Source organism: Erythrobacter neustonensis (genome assembly GCF_001663175.1).
GTDB lineage: Bacteria > Pseudomonadota > Alphaproteobacteria > Sphingomonadales > Sphingomonadaceae > Erythrobacter > Erythrobacter neustonensis.
Genome location: NZ_CP016033.1, coordinates 1070948 through 1084328, shown reverse-complemented (window position 1 = coordinate 1084328; position 13381 = coordinate 1070948). Strand labels below are relative to the sequence as shown.

Here is a 13381-nt window from a genome sequence, read left to right as displayed (position 1 = left end):
ATCAGACCTGGCCGAGCAGGCGGCGGGTCGCGATCTCGCACGAGGCATAGGCCTCCTGCCGCTCCGCGCTCCAATAAAGCAGTTCGGGCAGCGGGATCGGCTCCCCCGTCACCGCGCACAGCACATGGCTTCCCGGGCGCAGCACACGAAAGCTGGACGGGGCGTAGTAAAGTTTGGCGGTTTTATCGGAGGAGGACATCAGCATGGCAACCACGATAGCACTCCGGGCCTAGCTGAACAAATCATCTTGCACGGGCGAGGCCGATCGCTTTGCCGGTTTGCGCGCCGGCGCAGACTGCGGCGGCGGAATGGGCGTGGATGCGGCGGATGGCGGCGGCGCGCCCGTATCAGCCGCGGGAGCAGCGGTGAGCGTCCCGTCACGGAACTGGACGCGCAGCAGCGGCTCTGCGGCGGCATCGGCGCGAGCCGTCAGCGCACGGCCCGAGCGATCACGGATGATCGCATAACCGCGTTCGAGCGGCTTTTCGGGGTGAAGCTGGCTCATCACCCGCGTCAGCGCGGCGAGCCGCTGGGCGCCATCGCGCAAGGGGCGCTCGGCCAGCGCAGGGGAAAGCCGTGCGCGGTCGAGCCGGCGCTGCGCTTCGGCGGCGGCGCGCGACAGCAGGCTGGGGGAGAGGCGCGCGGCGGTGCCCGCCAACCGCTCGCGCCCTCTGGCCGAACGATCCCCCAGCGCGCGGCGCAGGCGTTCGGACAGTTCGTCGAGCCGCTGCGCCTGCGGGCTGAGCAGGTTCTCGGGCCGCGGCAGCATCCGCACCCGTGCCGCCAGCCGCTCGCGCCCCAGTTCGACCGGTCGATAGACCGCGCGCCGCTGACGGGCGGCAAGATCGGTGAGCGTAAAGGCGAGGTCGGCGCGCACCGGCACCGCCATTTCGGCCGCCGCGGTGGGCGTGGGCGCGCGGCGGTCGGCGGCGAAATCGGCAAGCGTGGTGTCGGTCTCGTGGCCTACCGCGCTGATCACCGGGATGGTGCATTCGGCGATTGCGCGGACCACGGCTTCCTCGTTGAAGCTCCACAGATCCTCGATCGACCCGCCCCCGCGCGCGACGATCACCACATCGGGGCGCGGCACCGGCCCGCCCGGCTGGATGGCTGAAAACCCGCGCACGGCGGCGGCCACCTGTTCTGCCGCGCCATTGCCCTGCACCAGCACCGGCCAGACCAGCACGTGGACCGGGAAGCGGTCGGCAAGACGGTGGAGGATATCGCGGATCACCGCGCCGGTGGGCGAAGTGACCACCCCGATCACCTGGGGCAGAAACGGCAGCGCGCGTTTGCCTTCGCTGGCGAACAGCCCTTCGGCAGCCAGCCGTGCGCGGGTCTTTTCCAGCAGCGCCAGCAGCGCGCCTTCGCCCGCCAGCTCCATGCTGTCGATCACGATCTGGTATTTCGAACGGCCGGGATAGGTGGTCAGCTTGCCGGTGGCGATCACCTCCAGCCCGTCCTCGGCGCGGAAATTGAGGCGGGCGGCATTGCCCTTCCACATCACCCCGTCGATCACCGCGCCTTCGTCCTTCAGCGCGCAGTAGAAATGACCCGAGGCCGCGCGCTTCACGCCCGACAATTCGCCGCGCAGCCGCACGAAGCCGAAGCGGTCCTCGACCGTGCGCTTGAGCAGCGCGGAAACCTCGCTGATCGAGAGGGCTTGCGCATTGTCGCCGTGCCGCTCACGCGCTACCAGCCCGGCGTTGCGATCATCTGAAGGCGAAGAGGCCATGAATATCCTGCTGCTGGGCTCTGGGGGCCGCGAACATGCGCTGAGCTGGAAGCTGGCGCAATCCCCGAGCCTCACCAAACTCTACGCCGCCCCCGGAAATCCGGGCATCGCCGAGGAAGCCGAACTGGTCGCATTGGATGTGACCGATCACGGCGCGGTGATCGCCTTCTGCGCGGAGCACGCAATCGGGCTCGTCGTGGTCGGGCCGGAAGCTCCGCTGGTCGATGGGCTTTCGGACAGCCTGAGGACAGCAGGCGTGCCGGTGTTCGGCCCGTCGCAGGCGGCAGCGCAGCTCGAAGGCTCCAAGGGGTTCACCAAGGACCTGTGTGCGCGCGCAGGGATCCCCACCGCCGGCTATGTCCGCACCCACAGCCTCGACGAGGCGCGCGCCGCCCTCGCCCGCTTTGCCGCGCCCTATGTGCTCAAAGCCGACGGGCTGGCCGCGGGCAAGGGCGTGGTGATCGCCGAAACCCTCGCCGAGGCCGAGGACGCGCTCGCCGACATGTTCGGCGGGGGCTTCGGCGAAGCGGGCGCGCAGGTAGTGATCGAGGAGTTCATGGCTGGCGAGGAAGCGAGCTTCTTCGCGCTCACCGATGGCACCACGATTCTGCCCTTTGGCAGCGCGCAGGATCACAAGCGCGTGGGCGACGGGGATACCGGCCCCAACACCGGCGGGATGGGCGCCTATTCGCCCGCCCCGGTGCTGACGCCGGAATTGCAGGCGCGCGTGATGGCCGAGATCATCGAACCCACGGTGCGCACGATGCGCGAAGACGGCACTCCGTATCAGGGCGTGCTGTTCGCCGGGCTGATGCTCACCGCCGATGGCCCCAAGCTGATCGAATACAACGCCCGCTTCGGCGATCCCGAATGCCAGGTGCTGATGATGCGGCTGAAAAGCGATCTGGTGCCGATCATGCTCGCCTGCGCGCAAGGCACGCTGGACGACGGCGAAATCGCGTTCAGCGATGTGACCGCGCTGACCGTGGTGATGGCCGCCAGGGGCTATCCCGGCACGCCGGAAAAGGGCGGCGCGATCGTTCTGGGCGACGCGGAGAGCGCGGGCGTGAAGATCTTCCACGCCGGCACCGCGCGGAAAGACGGCGCGCTCGTGGCCGCCGGCGGCCGCGTGCTCGCGGTCACCGCGACGGGTGCCAACGTGACCGAGGCGCAGGCGCACGCCTACCGCGCGGTGGACGCGATCAATTTCCCAACCGGCTTCAGCCGCCGCGACATCGGCTGGCGCGAAGTGGCGCGCGAGGCGGGGGCCTGACGGTGGTTGCGGGCAAAACCTCTGGCGGGATGCCAGCGCAAGGCTGACCTTCTGCCTAGGGCTGACGCGCGGCCTGTTCCGGGCGTGCCGCCGCGTCCGCTGGGCTCGCGCGCGCTTCGCGCTCGGCCACCCGCCTGTCATGACCCGCAATGTCGAGCTTGCGGGCAAGCCAGTTGATCGTCGGCCCCTGAATGATGCTCGACAGCAGCACCACGAAGAACACGATGTTGAAGATCGTGAAGGCGCCCGGCACGCCTGCGACCATTGGGAAGGTTGCCAGCACGATCGGCACCGCGCCGCGCAGGCCCGCCCACGACACGAACAGCTTCGATCGCCACCCGAACCGGCGGAAGGGGGCAAGGCACAGGAACACGCTGACCGGGCGGGCGATGAACATCAGCACCACGGTCATGATGATGCCGGGAAATATCACCGGCGCCAGTTCGCTGGGGGTCACCAGCAGGCCGAGCGTCAGGAACATCGCAACCTGCGCAAGCCAGGCCATCCCGTCCTGGAATGTCGAGACCGTCCGCTTTGCCGCATAGCGCTGGTTTCCGGCGACCAGCCCGGCAAGGTAGGCCGCAAGGAACCCGTTGCCCGACAGGATCTGTGCGAGGCCAAAGGCGATCAACGCGGTCGCGATCGAGATCACGAAGGCAAGACCGCCCTGGCGATAGCCGCCGCGTTTGAGCAACCCCACCATGGCATAGCCCACCACCACGCCGACGATCGCCCCCATCACCATCTGCACCGCGAATTCGGGTACCAGCGCGAGGGGGCTGGCATCCGGCGCGGCGATGAACAGCAGGACCGCCCCGACGAGGAAAATCGCCATCGGATCGTTCGAGCCGGACTCCACCTCGATCAACGCCGGCACGTCGCCGTGGAGATCGAGCCCGGTCGAACGCAGGATCGCAAAGACCGCGGCGGCATCGGTGGAGGCAATGATCGCGCCGAGCAAGGCCGCTTCGAGCGGGGCGGCGCCGATCAGCAGGATCGCCGAACCGGCAACGATCCCGGCACTGACGAACACCCCCAGCGTGGCGAGCATCAGCGCCGGCGCGGCGACCCGGCGCACATCCTGCCATGCGGTGTCGAGGCCCCCCGAAAACAGGATGAAGATCAGCGAAGCCGTGCCGACCGACTGCGCTAGCGAAAAGTCGCTGAAGACGATTGCGCCCGGCCCGTCGACCCCGGCGAGCATCCCCAGGCCCAGAAAGCCGATCAGCGCGGGCAGGCCGAACCGACTGGAAAGGCTCCCGGCCAGCACCGTGGTGAGCAGCAGGATGCCGATGATCAGCAGAACGGATTCGATATCGAGCGGCGCCATGAGCCGCGATTAGCACGGCACGCGGCTTTTGCATCATTCGGGTGAGACAAGCGTCTTATCGCATCTCACGGGAGCGCCGCTCGGGCCCTGCCAATTTGATCCCGATCAATGATGACGTGCAGCGAGGGGCGCAAAAGGGCCGCATGAAACATCGCCCCTACCGCTCGCTTGCGCTCGTCGTTCTGCCGTTTCTGGCGCTGGCGGGCTGCACCGCGCCCGGCACCGACAATCCCCGTGCGATGCTGGGCAAGGCGACCTCGCCCTCGCCCGACACGCGCGCGCCGGCCTTTATCGAAGGCGCGTGCGGGGGATGCCATGCGGTCGAGCCGCTGTTTCTTTCGCCCAACCCCGCCGCGCCCAGCTTTGCCGGGATCGCCAATCGTTCCGGCCTGTCGCAAGCCTCGCTCGCCGCGTGGCTGGCCGACGCGCACAATTACCCCGAGGACATGGATTTCACGCTGACCCAGCGCCAGATCGACCAGATCGCAGCCTATATGGTCACGCTTCGCGGTGCGGGATACGTGCCCGAAGGCTGAGCTTTCCTACAGGCGGCGCGAGCGGTTAGACATGCTCTGCGCTCCTTGCCATCGTCAGATCCCACCCCCGCACGCGGTAAGCGGTTTTTCCCGTTCTGGACACTGTCTCTTGTGTCTCATGCGACAGGAAACCGGCGGCAATGCTGAACGAGGAAGCCGCCGATTTGGCCCTGAGCGCAAGTCCGCGCGCGCAGCAACCGCACGCGCCCCGAGGCGAGGCGAAGGCACCCCGCCCTCAAGCAGCGAAGCGATAGGGCAACGAGGACTCGCCGAGGACGCTTCGCCCGGCTGGGCGAGCGAAAAACCAAAGGCTTCCCCGGCTGCCCAGCAGCCGCGAGGCCACGCGGCCGAGCCGCAGGCGCTCGAGCGCAGCGCGAAACGCGCCGAGGACGCTCGCCCGGAGGGGCGAGCGAAAAGCCTTAAAGCCGCTCGTCCATCAGCTTGAGCATGTCGGCTTCGGGCCGCGGGCCGTAGTGCGAAATCACTTCGGAGGCGCAGATCGCGCCGCGCTTGAGACAGCGGGTCAGCGGCTCGCCCTTGACGAAGCCCGACAGGAAACCGGCGGCGAACTGGTCGCCTGCGCCGGTGGTGTCGACCACCTTCACGACCGGCACCGCGGCAACCTCGGCACGCTCGCCATGCGCGATAGCGACCGCGCCCTTCTCGCCCTGCGTCGCGACCAGCACTGGCACCTTGCCCGCGATCGCGGCGAGGCCGGTTTCGAAATCGTCCTCGCCGGTGAGCGTAGCAAGCTCGGTCTCGTTGACGAAGAGGATGTCGATGATGCCGTCGTCGATCATGGCGCGGAAATCATCGCCGTGGCGCGCAATCACGAAGCTTTCGGACGCGGTGAAGGCGACCTTGCGGCCCGCATCGCGCGCAACCTCGATCGCGCGGCGCATCGCGCGGCGGGGTTCTTCCGGGTCCCACAGATAGCCTTCGAGATAGAGGATCGCGGCCGATGCGATCAGCTCCTCGTCGAGCGCGGTAGCGGGCAGGAACTGGCCGGCCCCGAGGAAGGTGTTCATCGTGCGCTCTCCATCGGGCGTAACGAAGATCAGCACGCGGCCCGTCGCCGGCTCGCCTTCGCGCGCGGGCGTGTCGAAATCGATCCCCGTCGCGCGCATGTCATGGCGGAACACCTTGCCGAGCTGATCGTCGGCGACCTGGCCGATGAAGGCGCATTCGAGCCCGAGCGTGGCAAGCCCCGCCAGCGTGTTCGCGGCCGAACCGCCCGAAATCTCGCGCGCGGGCGGCATCGCGTCATACAGCGCGTCGGCACGCGCCTCGTCGATCAGCGTCATCCCGCCGCGATTGAGTTCGAGTTCGATAATTAGCTCCTCCTCGCAGGAGGCGATCACATCGACCACGGCATTGCCGATGGCGATGACGTCGTAGCGGGGCGGGTTGGCTTCGGGCACGGGATTTTCCTCAAGTGATGTCTGGCAGCGCGCCTAGCCGCCTTCGCCGCCTGCGCCAAGCGATCTGTGTGCGGTGCAGCAGCGCTGCGTTGACTTCGGCGGCGGGCCTGCGCAGGAGACGCGCGATGTCCGCCGTTCCCGCTGCAATCGTGAAAGCCATCGGCCAGCTGGGCGACCGCGCCGTGGTGCGGGTCGCGGTCAAGAGCATCGCGGTGACGCTGGCGGTGTTTGCCGCGGCGGGAACCGGGCTCTATGTCGGGCTCGCCGCGCTGGCACAGGACTATGCGCTGGACACCCGCTGGGCTGGGGTCGCGGCGGTGATCCTCGTGCCGCTGGGCATGTGGTTCACCTTCCGGATCGTGGCGCTCGCGGTGCTGCAGTTCTTCGCCGACGATGTAGTTTCGGCGGTCGAGGCGCGGCATTATCCGGTGATGGCTGCAAGTGCCCGGCCCTTGCCGCTGCCGGGCGAAATCGCCGCGGCGGCACGCGGGTTGCGGCGCGCGCTGGGCTACAACCTGCTGGCGCTGCCGGTTGCTGCCGTGCTGGTGTTCACCGCGATCGGGCCGGCGGCGGTGTTCCTCGCGGTGAACGCGGTGCTGCTGGGGCGCGAGCTGACCGACATGGCGTGGCTGCGGCACTGCAACGGCGATCCGCGCGGCAATCCGGTCCCGTTGGCCGAGCGGATCTTGCTGGGCGCGGTGGTGGCCGGGATGATGCTGGTGCCCTTCGTGAATTTTCTCGCCCCGCTGATCGGGGCCGCGGCCGGAACCCATCTGGTGCTGGGGCGGACAGGAGCGCGCGCGTGATAACTTCCCGGATGATCGCGAGCGCGATGCTGGCAGGGTTGCTTGCGGCGTGTGCGGGCGGCGGTGCGCCTGCCCCAGCGAGCCGCGCCGCCGCTGCGCCGCGTAGCACGGTGGTCGTCGTGCCGCAGGTAATGGCACCCGCCGGGCTTGGCGGGGTGATCGGCTCGCGCGCCGATGCGCTCACCCGCCGGTTCGGCGAACCGCGCATCGACCTTGCCGAAGGTGATGCGCGCAAGCTGCAATTCGCCGGATCAAGCTGCGTGCTCGATGTCTTCCTCTACCCCGTCGCCGCAGGCACAGAGCCCACCGCGACCCATGTCGCCGCGCGCTTGCGCCAAGGCGGGACGGCGGTCGATGCAGGCGCCTGCATCCGCGAGGTGGAGCGCCGGTAACGCGGCTTTAAGCCTGTTCGTGGCATGCCCCCCGGCGAAAACCTCAGGGGACCCAAGGGCGATGACCACACAGTTCATTGACATTGCGCAGCGTGCAGCAGCCGATGGCCAGATCACCGCCGACGAATTGCTCGCCCTGCGCCGCGAAGGCTGGGGTGACGGGATCATCACCCGCGAAGAGGCCGAGGCGCTGTTCGCGCTCAACACCGCGCTCGACGTGCGCAGCAGCGAATGGTGCGACTTCTTCGTCGAGGCGATCGGCGAATTCGTGCTCAACGCCGCGCCGCCGCGCCTGCAATGCTCCGCCGAGGAAGCCGAGTGGCTGATCGCGCAGATCGACCGCGACGGCATCGTCGAAAGCGCCGCCGAACTCGAAGCGGTGGTGCGCATCATCGAGCGCGCCGAGAACGTGCCCGAGCGATTGAAGGACTACGCGCTTGCCGTGGTCGAGCGCGAGGTCCTCACCGGCACCGGCCCGACGCGCTGCGGCGGCGCGCTCAGTGCGACCCATATCAGCGCTGCCGAATGCCGGATCATCCGCCGCGTGATCTTCGCCAGCGGCGGCTGCGCCCCGGCGGCAGTGTCGCGGTTCGAGGCGGAAATGCTGTTCCGCCTGAAGGACGCGACGCTTGCCGACGAGAACGCGGCCGAATGGGACGACCTGTTCATCGACGGGGTCGCCAATTTCCTCAAGGGCTTCGTGCTTCCGAGCGCGCAGCTCGACCACGCGCGCCGCCGCGAGCTTGAAGCCTTCGTCGCCGACAACCGGGCGAATGTCGGACGCTTCATGGGCCGGGTGATGCGCGAGGTGCCGCAGGTCGCCAACCATTTCGGCAAGGTGTTCGGCAAGAAGAAACCCGCCGCCACCGACTATGCCGCGCTCGCGGCCGAGGGCGAGAAGGTCACCGCCTATGAAAGCGAATGGCTCGATGCGATGATCGCCGCCGATGGCGAGGTCGATGCGCTCGAAACCCGGCTGATCGCGCGGATCGCCGAGGAAGGCTGACCGGGCTTAGCGATCGGATTGCAATTCAGCCGCTGCCCCGCCGTTTTTGGGCAACGGACCGCGGGGCGGGACAGCGGGAGACGCGATCCCGGCCTCGGGCGGTTTCCTGCGCGAACCCTGCGCGCCGCGCCGCAACGCATCGAGCGAGCGCGTTCCTGCCTGCCGATCATGCTTGAGAGATCGGGCTTGGCCCGCGATCGCCGCAGCGGCCACCGCCCCCAGACCCAGAGCCAAGCGGCCCATTAGTGTCAACATCGGCTGCTCCCGTGACGGACTGCGATGTGGCTGATTATACCATGAAACTTTCCCCGCAGCCACAAGCACCCTTGGCATTGGGGTTTTCGAACACGAAGCCGGCGGTGAAATCATCCTCGCGCCAATCCATGACGCTGCCGACCAGATAGAGCACCGACGCGCCGTCGATATAGAACACGCCGCCGGGCGTGACGATCTTCTCGTCGAACTTCGCCTCGGTGGTGACGTAGTCGACCGAATAGGCGAGGCCCGAACAGCCCCGGCGCGGGGTCGACAGCTTGACGCCGATCGCGTCCGCAGGCGCCTTGCCCATCAGCTCCGCGATGCGCGCCTCGGCAGAAGGTGTGAGGATCACGGCCGCCTTGGGCGCAGGACGCGTGGTGGTGGTCGTGTCGGTCATGTCAGCCTCTTCTGCCAGAACAATGCGTGGCCCGTGCCGGGATCGAGCTGGTAATCGCCAAAGCCTTCGCGCGCATAGAGATGCCGCGCCGGATTGCCGGTCAGCACTTCCAATGTGATCTTGCAGGCCCCGCGCTTCAAGGCCTCGGCCTCGACCCCGCCGAGCAGCGCCTTGCCGATGCCTGCGCCGCGGTGTCCGGGCAGCACGGCCAGATCGTGGATATTGACCAGCGGCGCAGCGGCAAAGGTCGAATAGCCCACGAAGCAATTGGCCAGCCCCACCGCGTCGCCGCCCAGCCGCGCGATCAGCGAGAATGCATGGGGGTTCTGCGCCAACTCGCTCGGGAGCCGTGTCTTGACGTCCTCGGGCAAGGGCTCGCTGCCGCCCATCGGATCGCGGGCATAGGCATCGAGCAGCGCCACCACGTCCGCCGCATCGCGGGGGTCGCGGTAATCCGCGAGCGTGATCGCGAGGGCCGGCGCGCTGGTCACAGCATTCCCAGTTCGAGCCGTGCCTCGTCGCTCATCTTGTGCGGGCCCCACGGCGGGTCCCACACCAGATTCACCTCGGCATCGCGGATCCCCGGCACCGAAGCGACGCGCAGTTCGACCTCGCCCGGCATCGATTCGGCGACCGGGCAGTGCGGCGTGGTCAGCGTCATGGTGACGGTGGCGTCGGCATTGTCATCGACCTCGACCCCGTAGATCAGGCCGAGATCGTAGATGTTGACCGGAATTTCCGGATCGAAGATTTCGCGCAAGGCGGCGATCACTTCGGCCTGCAGATCGCTGCCCGCCCCGCCCACGCCATCGGCAGCGGGCTTGGCGGCGAGAAACCCATCGAGATAGTCGCGGGTGCGCGGCGTCCCGGCTTCAGGGGTAGCGGCACCATCGGTGTCGATCGCGTCTTCCACACGGGCGCGGGGCGGCTTTTGAGTCGAGCTGTCCATCGCTCTTATCCTCTTCCAAAGATCTTGCGGGTGCGGGCGATTCCGGCGAGCAGCGCGTCGACATCGGCCTCGGAGGAGTAGAGGCCGAAGCTGGCGCGCGCGGTGGCGGGAACGCCGAGATAGTCCATCAGCGGCTGGGCACAGTGGTGCCCGGCGCGGATCGCGACGTTGCTTTCGTCGAGGATTGTGCCGAGGTCGTGCGGGTGAATGTCGTCAATCGCAAAGCTGACGATCCCGGCGCTGTCGTCGGGACCGAACAGCGTGACATCGTTCATCGCGCCAAGCTCGCGGCGCAGCCTTGCGACCAGCCCTTGTTCGTGCGCGTGGATGTTGTGCGGCCCGAGGTTGCGGACATAATCGGCGGCAGCGGCAAAGGCGATCGCTTCGGTGATCGCAGGCGTTCCCGCCTCGAAGCGCTGCGGCCCGCTGGCATAAGTCGTCTGCGCAAAGGTGACGCGGTCGATCATCGCTCCGCCCCCCTGATAGGGGGGCATCCCGGCGAGCAGTTCTGCCTTGGCCCACAGCGCGCCGATCCCGGTCGGGCCGTAAAGCTTGTGCGCGGAAAAGACGTAGAAATCGCAAGCCAGCGCTTCGACATCGACCCCCATGTGCGGTGCCGACTGGCATCCGTCGAGCAGCAGCTTTGCGCCGACCTTGTGCGCGATTGCAGCGGCGCGGGGCGCATCGAGCAGCGCGCCGGTGACATTCGAGACATGGCCCAGCGCGACCAGCTTGTGCGCTTCGGTCAGCATGGCTTCGGCGGCGTCAAGATCGATCCGGTGATCGTGGGTCAGCGGGCAAACGTCGATCTGCGCGCCCACTTCGGCCGCAACCATCTGCCACGGCACGATGTTCGAATGATGCTCGGCCTGCGAGAGCAGGATACGGTCCCCGGGTTTGAGGGTCGCGCGGCCCCAAGTCTGCGCGACGAGGTTGATCGCCTCGGTCGCGCCGCGGGTGAAGACCAGTTCGTCCTCATGCCCGCCGATGAAATGCGCGACGGTGCGCCGCGCCGCCTCGTAAGCCAGCGTCATTTCCGCCGAGCGGGTGTAAACCCCGCGGTGGACGGTCGCGTAGTTATCGCCCAGTGCGCGCGCCATCGCGTCGATGACGGCGCGCGGTTTCTGCGCGGTCGCGGCGGTGTCGAGGTAATGCCACGGCGTTCCGTCGGCCGTGACCATGCCGGGAAAGTCGCTGCGAAGATCGCGGGTGATGGTGGCAGGCGCGTTCACAGCTTGGCCCCCTCCAGCGCGGCCAGCGCGGCATCGAGCAGCGTCTCGCGTTCGGCCTCGTCCTCCAGCGCCACAAAGGCATCGCCGATGAAGGCCTGCACCAGCAGCCGCTGCGCGGTGGCGGGGTCGAGCCCACGCGCCATCATGTAAAACCGTGCGGCCTCATCCAAGGCGCCCACGGTCGCGCCGTGCGCGCACTTTACATCGTCGGCAAAGATTTCGAGCTGCGGCACCGCATTGGCGCTCGCCCCGGCTTCGAGCAGCAGGCCCTTGAAATCCTGCGCGGCGTCGGTTTTCTGCGCATGGCGCGCGACCTTGATTTCGCCGAGGAAATTGCCGGTCGCGCCTGCCCAGTGAACCGCGCGGATCGTCTGGTTGCTGGTCGCCTCGGGTTCGGCATGGACGACCTGCGTGACGAACTCGCGAGTCACGCCCGCTCCGCCGATGGTCACACCCCCGAATTCGAAATGCGCGCCCTTCGCAAGCCGCACTTCGATTTCCACGCGGGTGTAATCGCCGCCCGCATTGGTGGCAAAGAAGGCAGCCTTCGCGCCCTCGCCCAAGGTCACGCGCAAGCGGTGGAGTTCGGGTGCGTCCGATCCCACGATAAGGCAGCGCGTCACGCTCTCGCCCGCAGCCACATCGATCGTCTGCCACCGATCGAAAGCATCCGCGCCGAGCCGCGCCACGCCATCCATGTCGGCATAGCGCCACGCTTCGTCGCGGCGGGTGGGGAGCGCGGTCATGCGCGCACCTGCCCGCGCACGAACAGGATCGCGTGAACATAGCTCAATGCCACCGCAGCCGCGATGGCCGGCACCTTGAGGCCCGAGGGCGCAAGAAAGTATGCCGCAAAGCACAGGACGGCGCGCAGCAGGAACTGCACCATCCCCGCGCGCGATCCGGTCGACCAGCCGTGCGGCACCCAGATCAGGCCCGAAACGATGCCGATCCCCAGCGCCAGCGCCGCCGGCCCCTTGGCAATCGCGATCACGAGGAAAACGAATACGCCGATCACGCTCATGAACTGCAGGAACAGTCCGGTCATCGGGTGCGAGGCGTCGCCGTCAAAGATGGTCGGCCGGCCGCGCGCCTTGTCGATCAGCACCGCAAGCGGCAGCGGCGCTGCCGGCGCGACCAGCACGGCCCAGTAAGGCAGCGCCGGGCCCAGCCAAAGCGCGAGCAGCGCAAGCACGCTCCAGGCGATCACGCCCGCGATCGGCATCGCATCGGTGCTCGATGCGACATAGCTCGCGCGCAGGTCGGTCAGACTGGTGCGACCGTGATCGATGGTCTGGCCGGTCACGCGGAAATCCCCGCATAGCCTTCGCGTTCAAGTTCGTGCGCGAGTTCCGGCCCGCCGGTCTCGACGATGCGGCCGCCCGCAAGGATGCTGACCTTGTCGGGCTTCACCACGTCGAGCAGGCGCTGGTAATGGGTGATGAGAAGCACCGCCTTGTCCGCGCTGCGCATGATCGCGTTGATGCCCGCGCCGACGATCCGGAGCGCATCGATGTCGAGGCCGGAATCGGTTTCGTCGAGCACCGCGAAGGCGGGGTCGAGAATGCCCATCTGCACCATCTCGGCGCGCTTCTTCTCGCCGCCCGAAAAGCCGACATTGACCTGCCGCTTGAGCATTTCCATGTCCATCTGGAGCAGCCCCGCCTTGTCCTTGGCGAGCTTGAGGAACTCGCCGCCGTTAAGGGGCTCTTCCCCGCGGGCCTTGCGCTGCGCGTTCAATGCCTCGCGCAGGAACTGGACGTTGGAGACGCCGGGAATCTCGACCGGATACTGGAAGCCGAGGAACAGGCCCTTGGCCGCGCGTTCATGCGGTTCGAGCGCAAGCAGGTCCTCGCCGCGGAAGATCACACTCCCCGCGGTCACCTCGTAGCCCGGCTTGCCGCCCAGCACATTGGTGAGCGTCGACTTGCCCGCGCCGTTGGGCCCCATGATGGCGTGGACTTCGCCCGCGGGGACGGACAGCGTCAGACCCTTGAGGATCGGCTTGTCGCCGACGCTGGCGTGAAGATCGGTGATTTCGAGCAT

The 13381-nt window shown here is 67.8% G+C and carries 16 protein-coding genes; 5 read left to right on the top strand and 11 right to left on the bottom strand.

Annotation, left to right across the window (positions count from 1 at the left end; genetic code table 11):
* Nucleotide 1: 1 nt before the first annotated feature.
* Together A9D12_RS05155 and xseA are read right to left on the bottom strand one after the other, a co-directional pair.
* Nucleotides 2-205, bottom strand: a complete 204-nt coding sequence (locus A9D12_RS05155) for a DUF2093 domain-containing protein (protein WP_068350348.1) — start codon at nucleotides 203-205, stop codon at nucleotides 2-4.
* A 24-nt stretch (nucleotides 206-229) separates the two neighbouring features.
* Nucleotides 230-1735: an exodeoxyribonuclease VII large subunit gene (xseA, locus tag A9D12_RS05150; RefSeq protein ID WP_068350347.1), complete on the bottom strand. Its 1506-nt coding sequence runs from the start codon at nucleotides 1733-1735 to the stop codon at nucleotides 230-232.
* Between xseA and purD the strand changes: the two genes are divergently transcribed.
* Complete coding sequence (purD, locus tag A9D12_RS05145) at nucleotides 1734-3008, top strand: phosphoribosylamine--glycine ligase (RefSeq protein WP_068350346.1); 1275 nt, start codon at nucleotides 1734-1736, stop codon at nucleotides 3006-3008. The genes xseA and purD overlap by 2 nt on opposite strands.
* Nucleotides 3009-3063: 55 nt before the next feature.
* On the opposite strand, the gene A9D12_RS05140 is transcribed toward purD, so the two are convergent.
* Nucleotides 3064-4338: a potassium/proton antiporter gene (locus tag A9D12_RS05140; RefSeq protein ID WP_082925403.1), complete on the bottom strand. Its 1275-nt coding sequence runs from the start codon at nucleotides 4336-4338 to the stop codon at nucleotides 3064-3066.
* A gap of 143 nt (nucleotides 4339-4481) precedes the next feature.
* Between A9D12_RS05140 and A9D12_RS05135 the strand changes: the two genes are divergently transcribed.
* Nucleotides 4482-4874, top strand: coding sequence for a hypothetical protein (locus A9D12_RS05135; protein ID WP_068353696.1), 393 nt, complete (start codon nucleotides 4482-4484; stop codon nucleotides 4872-4874).
* A gap of 419 nt (nucleotides 4875-5293) precedes the next feature.
* On the opposite strand, the gene A9D12_RS05130 is transcribed toward A9D12_RS05135, so the two are convergent.
* Nucleotides 5294-6295 (bottom strand): adenosine kinase, encoded by a 1002-nt coding sequence (locus tag A9D12_RS05130; protein ID WP_068350345.1) that lies wholly within the window; start codon nucleotides 6293-6295, stop codon nucleotides 5294-5296.
* A gap of 125 nt (nucleotides 6296-6420) precedes the next feature.
* Between A9D12_RS05130 and A9D12_RS05125 the strand changes: the two genes are divergently transcribed.
* From A9D12_RS05125 to A9D12_RS05115, 3 genes are all read left to right on the top strand, one after another.
* Nucleotides 6421-7101, top strand: coding sequence for an EI24 domain-containing protein (locus A9D12_RS05125; RefSeq protein WP_068350344.1), 681 nt, complete (start codon nucleotides 6421-6423; stop codon nucleotides 7099-7101).
* The gene (locus A9D12_RS05120) at nucleotides 7098-7493 is read left to right on the top strand and encodes a hypothetical protein (RefSeq protein WP_231889698.1); all 396 of its coding nucleotides are present in this window, start codon (nucleotides 7098-7100) and stop codon (nucleotides 7491-7493) included. Before A9D12_RS05125 ends, A9D12_RS05120 begins: the two co-directional genes overlap by 4 nt.
* 61 nt (nucleotides 7494-7554) lie before the next feature.
* Entirely contained in the window at nucleotides 7555-8499 is a 945-nt protein-coding gene (locus A9D12_RS05115; RefSeq protein ID WP_068350343.1) for a hypothetical protein, read from the top strand.
* A gap of 289 nt (nucleotides 8500-8788) precedes the next feature.
* Here the strand turns inward: A9D12_RS05115 and A9D12_RS05110 are convergent, their stop codons facing one another.
* Genes A9D12_RS05110 through sufC form a run of 7 tightly spaced genes read right to left on the bottom strand, consistent with a single transcriptional unit; the run spans nucleotide 8789 to nucleotide 13381 of the window.
* Nucleotides 8789-9154, bottom strand: a complete 366-nt coding sequence (locus tag A9D12_RS05110) for a HesB/IscA family protein (protein WP_068350342.1) — start codon at nucleotides 9152-9154, stop codon at nucleotides 8789-8791.
* Nucleotides 9151-9645 carry a GNAT family N-acetyltransferase gene (locus tag A9D12_RS05105; protein WP_068350341.1) on the bottom strand — a complete coding sequence of 165 codons (495 nt, stop codon included), beginning with the start codon at nucleotides 9643-9645 and terminating at the stop codon, nucleotides 9151-9153. The genes A9D12_RS05110 and A9D12_RS05105 overlap by 4 nt, the downstream gene beginning before the upstream one ends.
* A complete protein-coding gene (locus tag A9D12_RS05100; protein ID WP_068350340.1) occupies nucleotides 9642-10103 on the bottom strand; it encodes an SUF system Fe-S cluster assembly protein in 462 nt (153 codons plus the stop codon). Before A9D12_RS05100 ends, A9D12_RS05105 begins: the two co-directional genes overlap by 4 nt.
* Before the next feature lie 5 nt (nucleotides 10104-10108).
* The gene (locus A9D12_RS05095) at nucleotides 10109-11335 is read right to left on the bottom strand and encodes an aminotransferase class V-fold PLP-dependent enzyme (RefSeq protein WP_082925400.1); all 1227 of its coding nucleotides are present in this window, start codon (nucleotides 11333-11335) and stop codon (nucleotides 10109-10111) included.
* Nucleotides 11332-12081, bottom strand: a complete 750-nt coding sequence (locus A9D12_RS05090) for a SufD family Fe-S cluster assembly protein (RefSeq protein WP_068350339.1) — start codon at nucleotides 12079-12081, stop codon at nucleotides 11332-11334. Before A9D12_RS05090 ends, A9D12_RS05095 begins: the two co-directional genes overlap by 4 nt.
* The gene (locus A9D12_RS05085) at nucleotides 12078-12641 is read right to left on the bottom strand and encodes a DUF7010 family protein (RefSeq protein ID WP_068350338.1); all 564 of its coding nucleotides are present in this window, start codon (nucleotides 12639-12641) and stop codon (nucleotides 12078-12080) included. Before A9D12_RS05085 ends, A9D12_RS05090 begins: the two co-directional genes overlap by 4 nt.
* Nucleotides 12638-13381, bottom strand: coding sequence for a Fe-S cluster assembly ATPase SufC (gene sufC / locus A9D12_RS05080; RefSeq protein WP_068350337.1), 744 nt, complete (start codon nucleotides 13379-13381; stop codon nucleotides 12638-12640). The genes A9D12_RS05085 and sufC overlap by 4 nt, the downstream gene beginning before the upstream one ends.

What these genes read in the sequence shown, in the direction of transcription:
- A9D12_RS05155 (WP_068350348.1), bottom strand. Translation starts at nt 205, where the DNA reads ATGCTGATGTCCTCCTCCGATAAAACCGCCAAACTTTACTACGCCCCG.
- purD (WP_068350346.1), top strand. Translation starts at nt 1,734, where the DNA reads ATGAATATCCTGCTGCTGGGCTCTGGGGGCCGCGAACATGCGCTGAGC.
- xseA (WP_068350347.1), bottom strand. Translation starts at nt 1,735, where the DNA reads ATGGCCTCTTCGCCTTCAGATGATCGCAACGCCGGGCTGGTAGCGCGT.
- A9D12_RS05140 (WP_082925403.1), bottom strand. Translation starts at nt 4,338, where the DNA reads ATGGCGCCGCTCGATATCGAATCCGTTCTGCTGATCATCGGCATCCTG.
- A9D12_RS05135 (WP_068353696.1), top strand. Translation starts at nt 4,482, where the DNA reads ATGAAACATCGCCCCTACCGCTCGCTTGCGCTCGTCGTTCTGCCGTTT.
- A9D12_RS05125 (WP_068350344.1), top strand. Translation starts at nt 6,421, where the DNA reads ATGTCCGCCGTTCCCGCTGCAATCGTGAAAGCCATCGGCCAGCTGGGC.
- A9D12_RS05115 (WP_068350343.1), top strand. Translation starts at nt 7,555, where the DNA reads ATGACCACACAGTTCATTGACATTGCGCAGCGTGCAGCAGCCGATGGC.
- A9D12_RS05110 (WP_068350342.1), bottom strand. Translation starts at nt 9,154, where the DNA reads ATGACCGACACGACCACCACCACGCGTCCTGCGCCCAAGGCGGCCGTG.
- A9D12_RS05100 (WP_068350340.1), bottom strand. Translation starts at nt 10,103, where the DNA reads ATGGACAGCTCGACTCAAAAGCCGCCCCGCGCCCGTGTGGAAGACGCG.
- A9D12_RS05090 (WP_068350339.1), bottom strand. Translation starts at nt 12,081, where the DNA reads ATGACCGCGCTCCCCACCCGCCGCGACGAAGCGTGGCGCTATGCCGAC.
- sufC (WP_068350337.1), bottom strand. Translation starts at nt 13,381, where the DNA reads ATGCTCGAAATCACCGATCTTCACGCCAGCGTCGGCGACAAGCCGATC.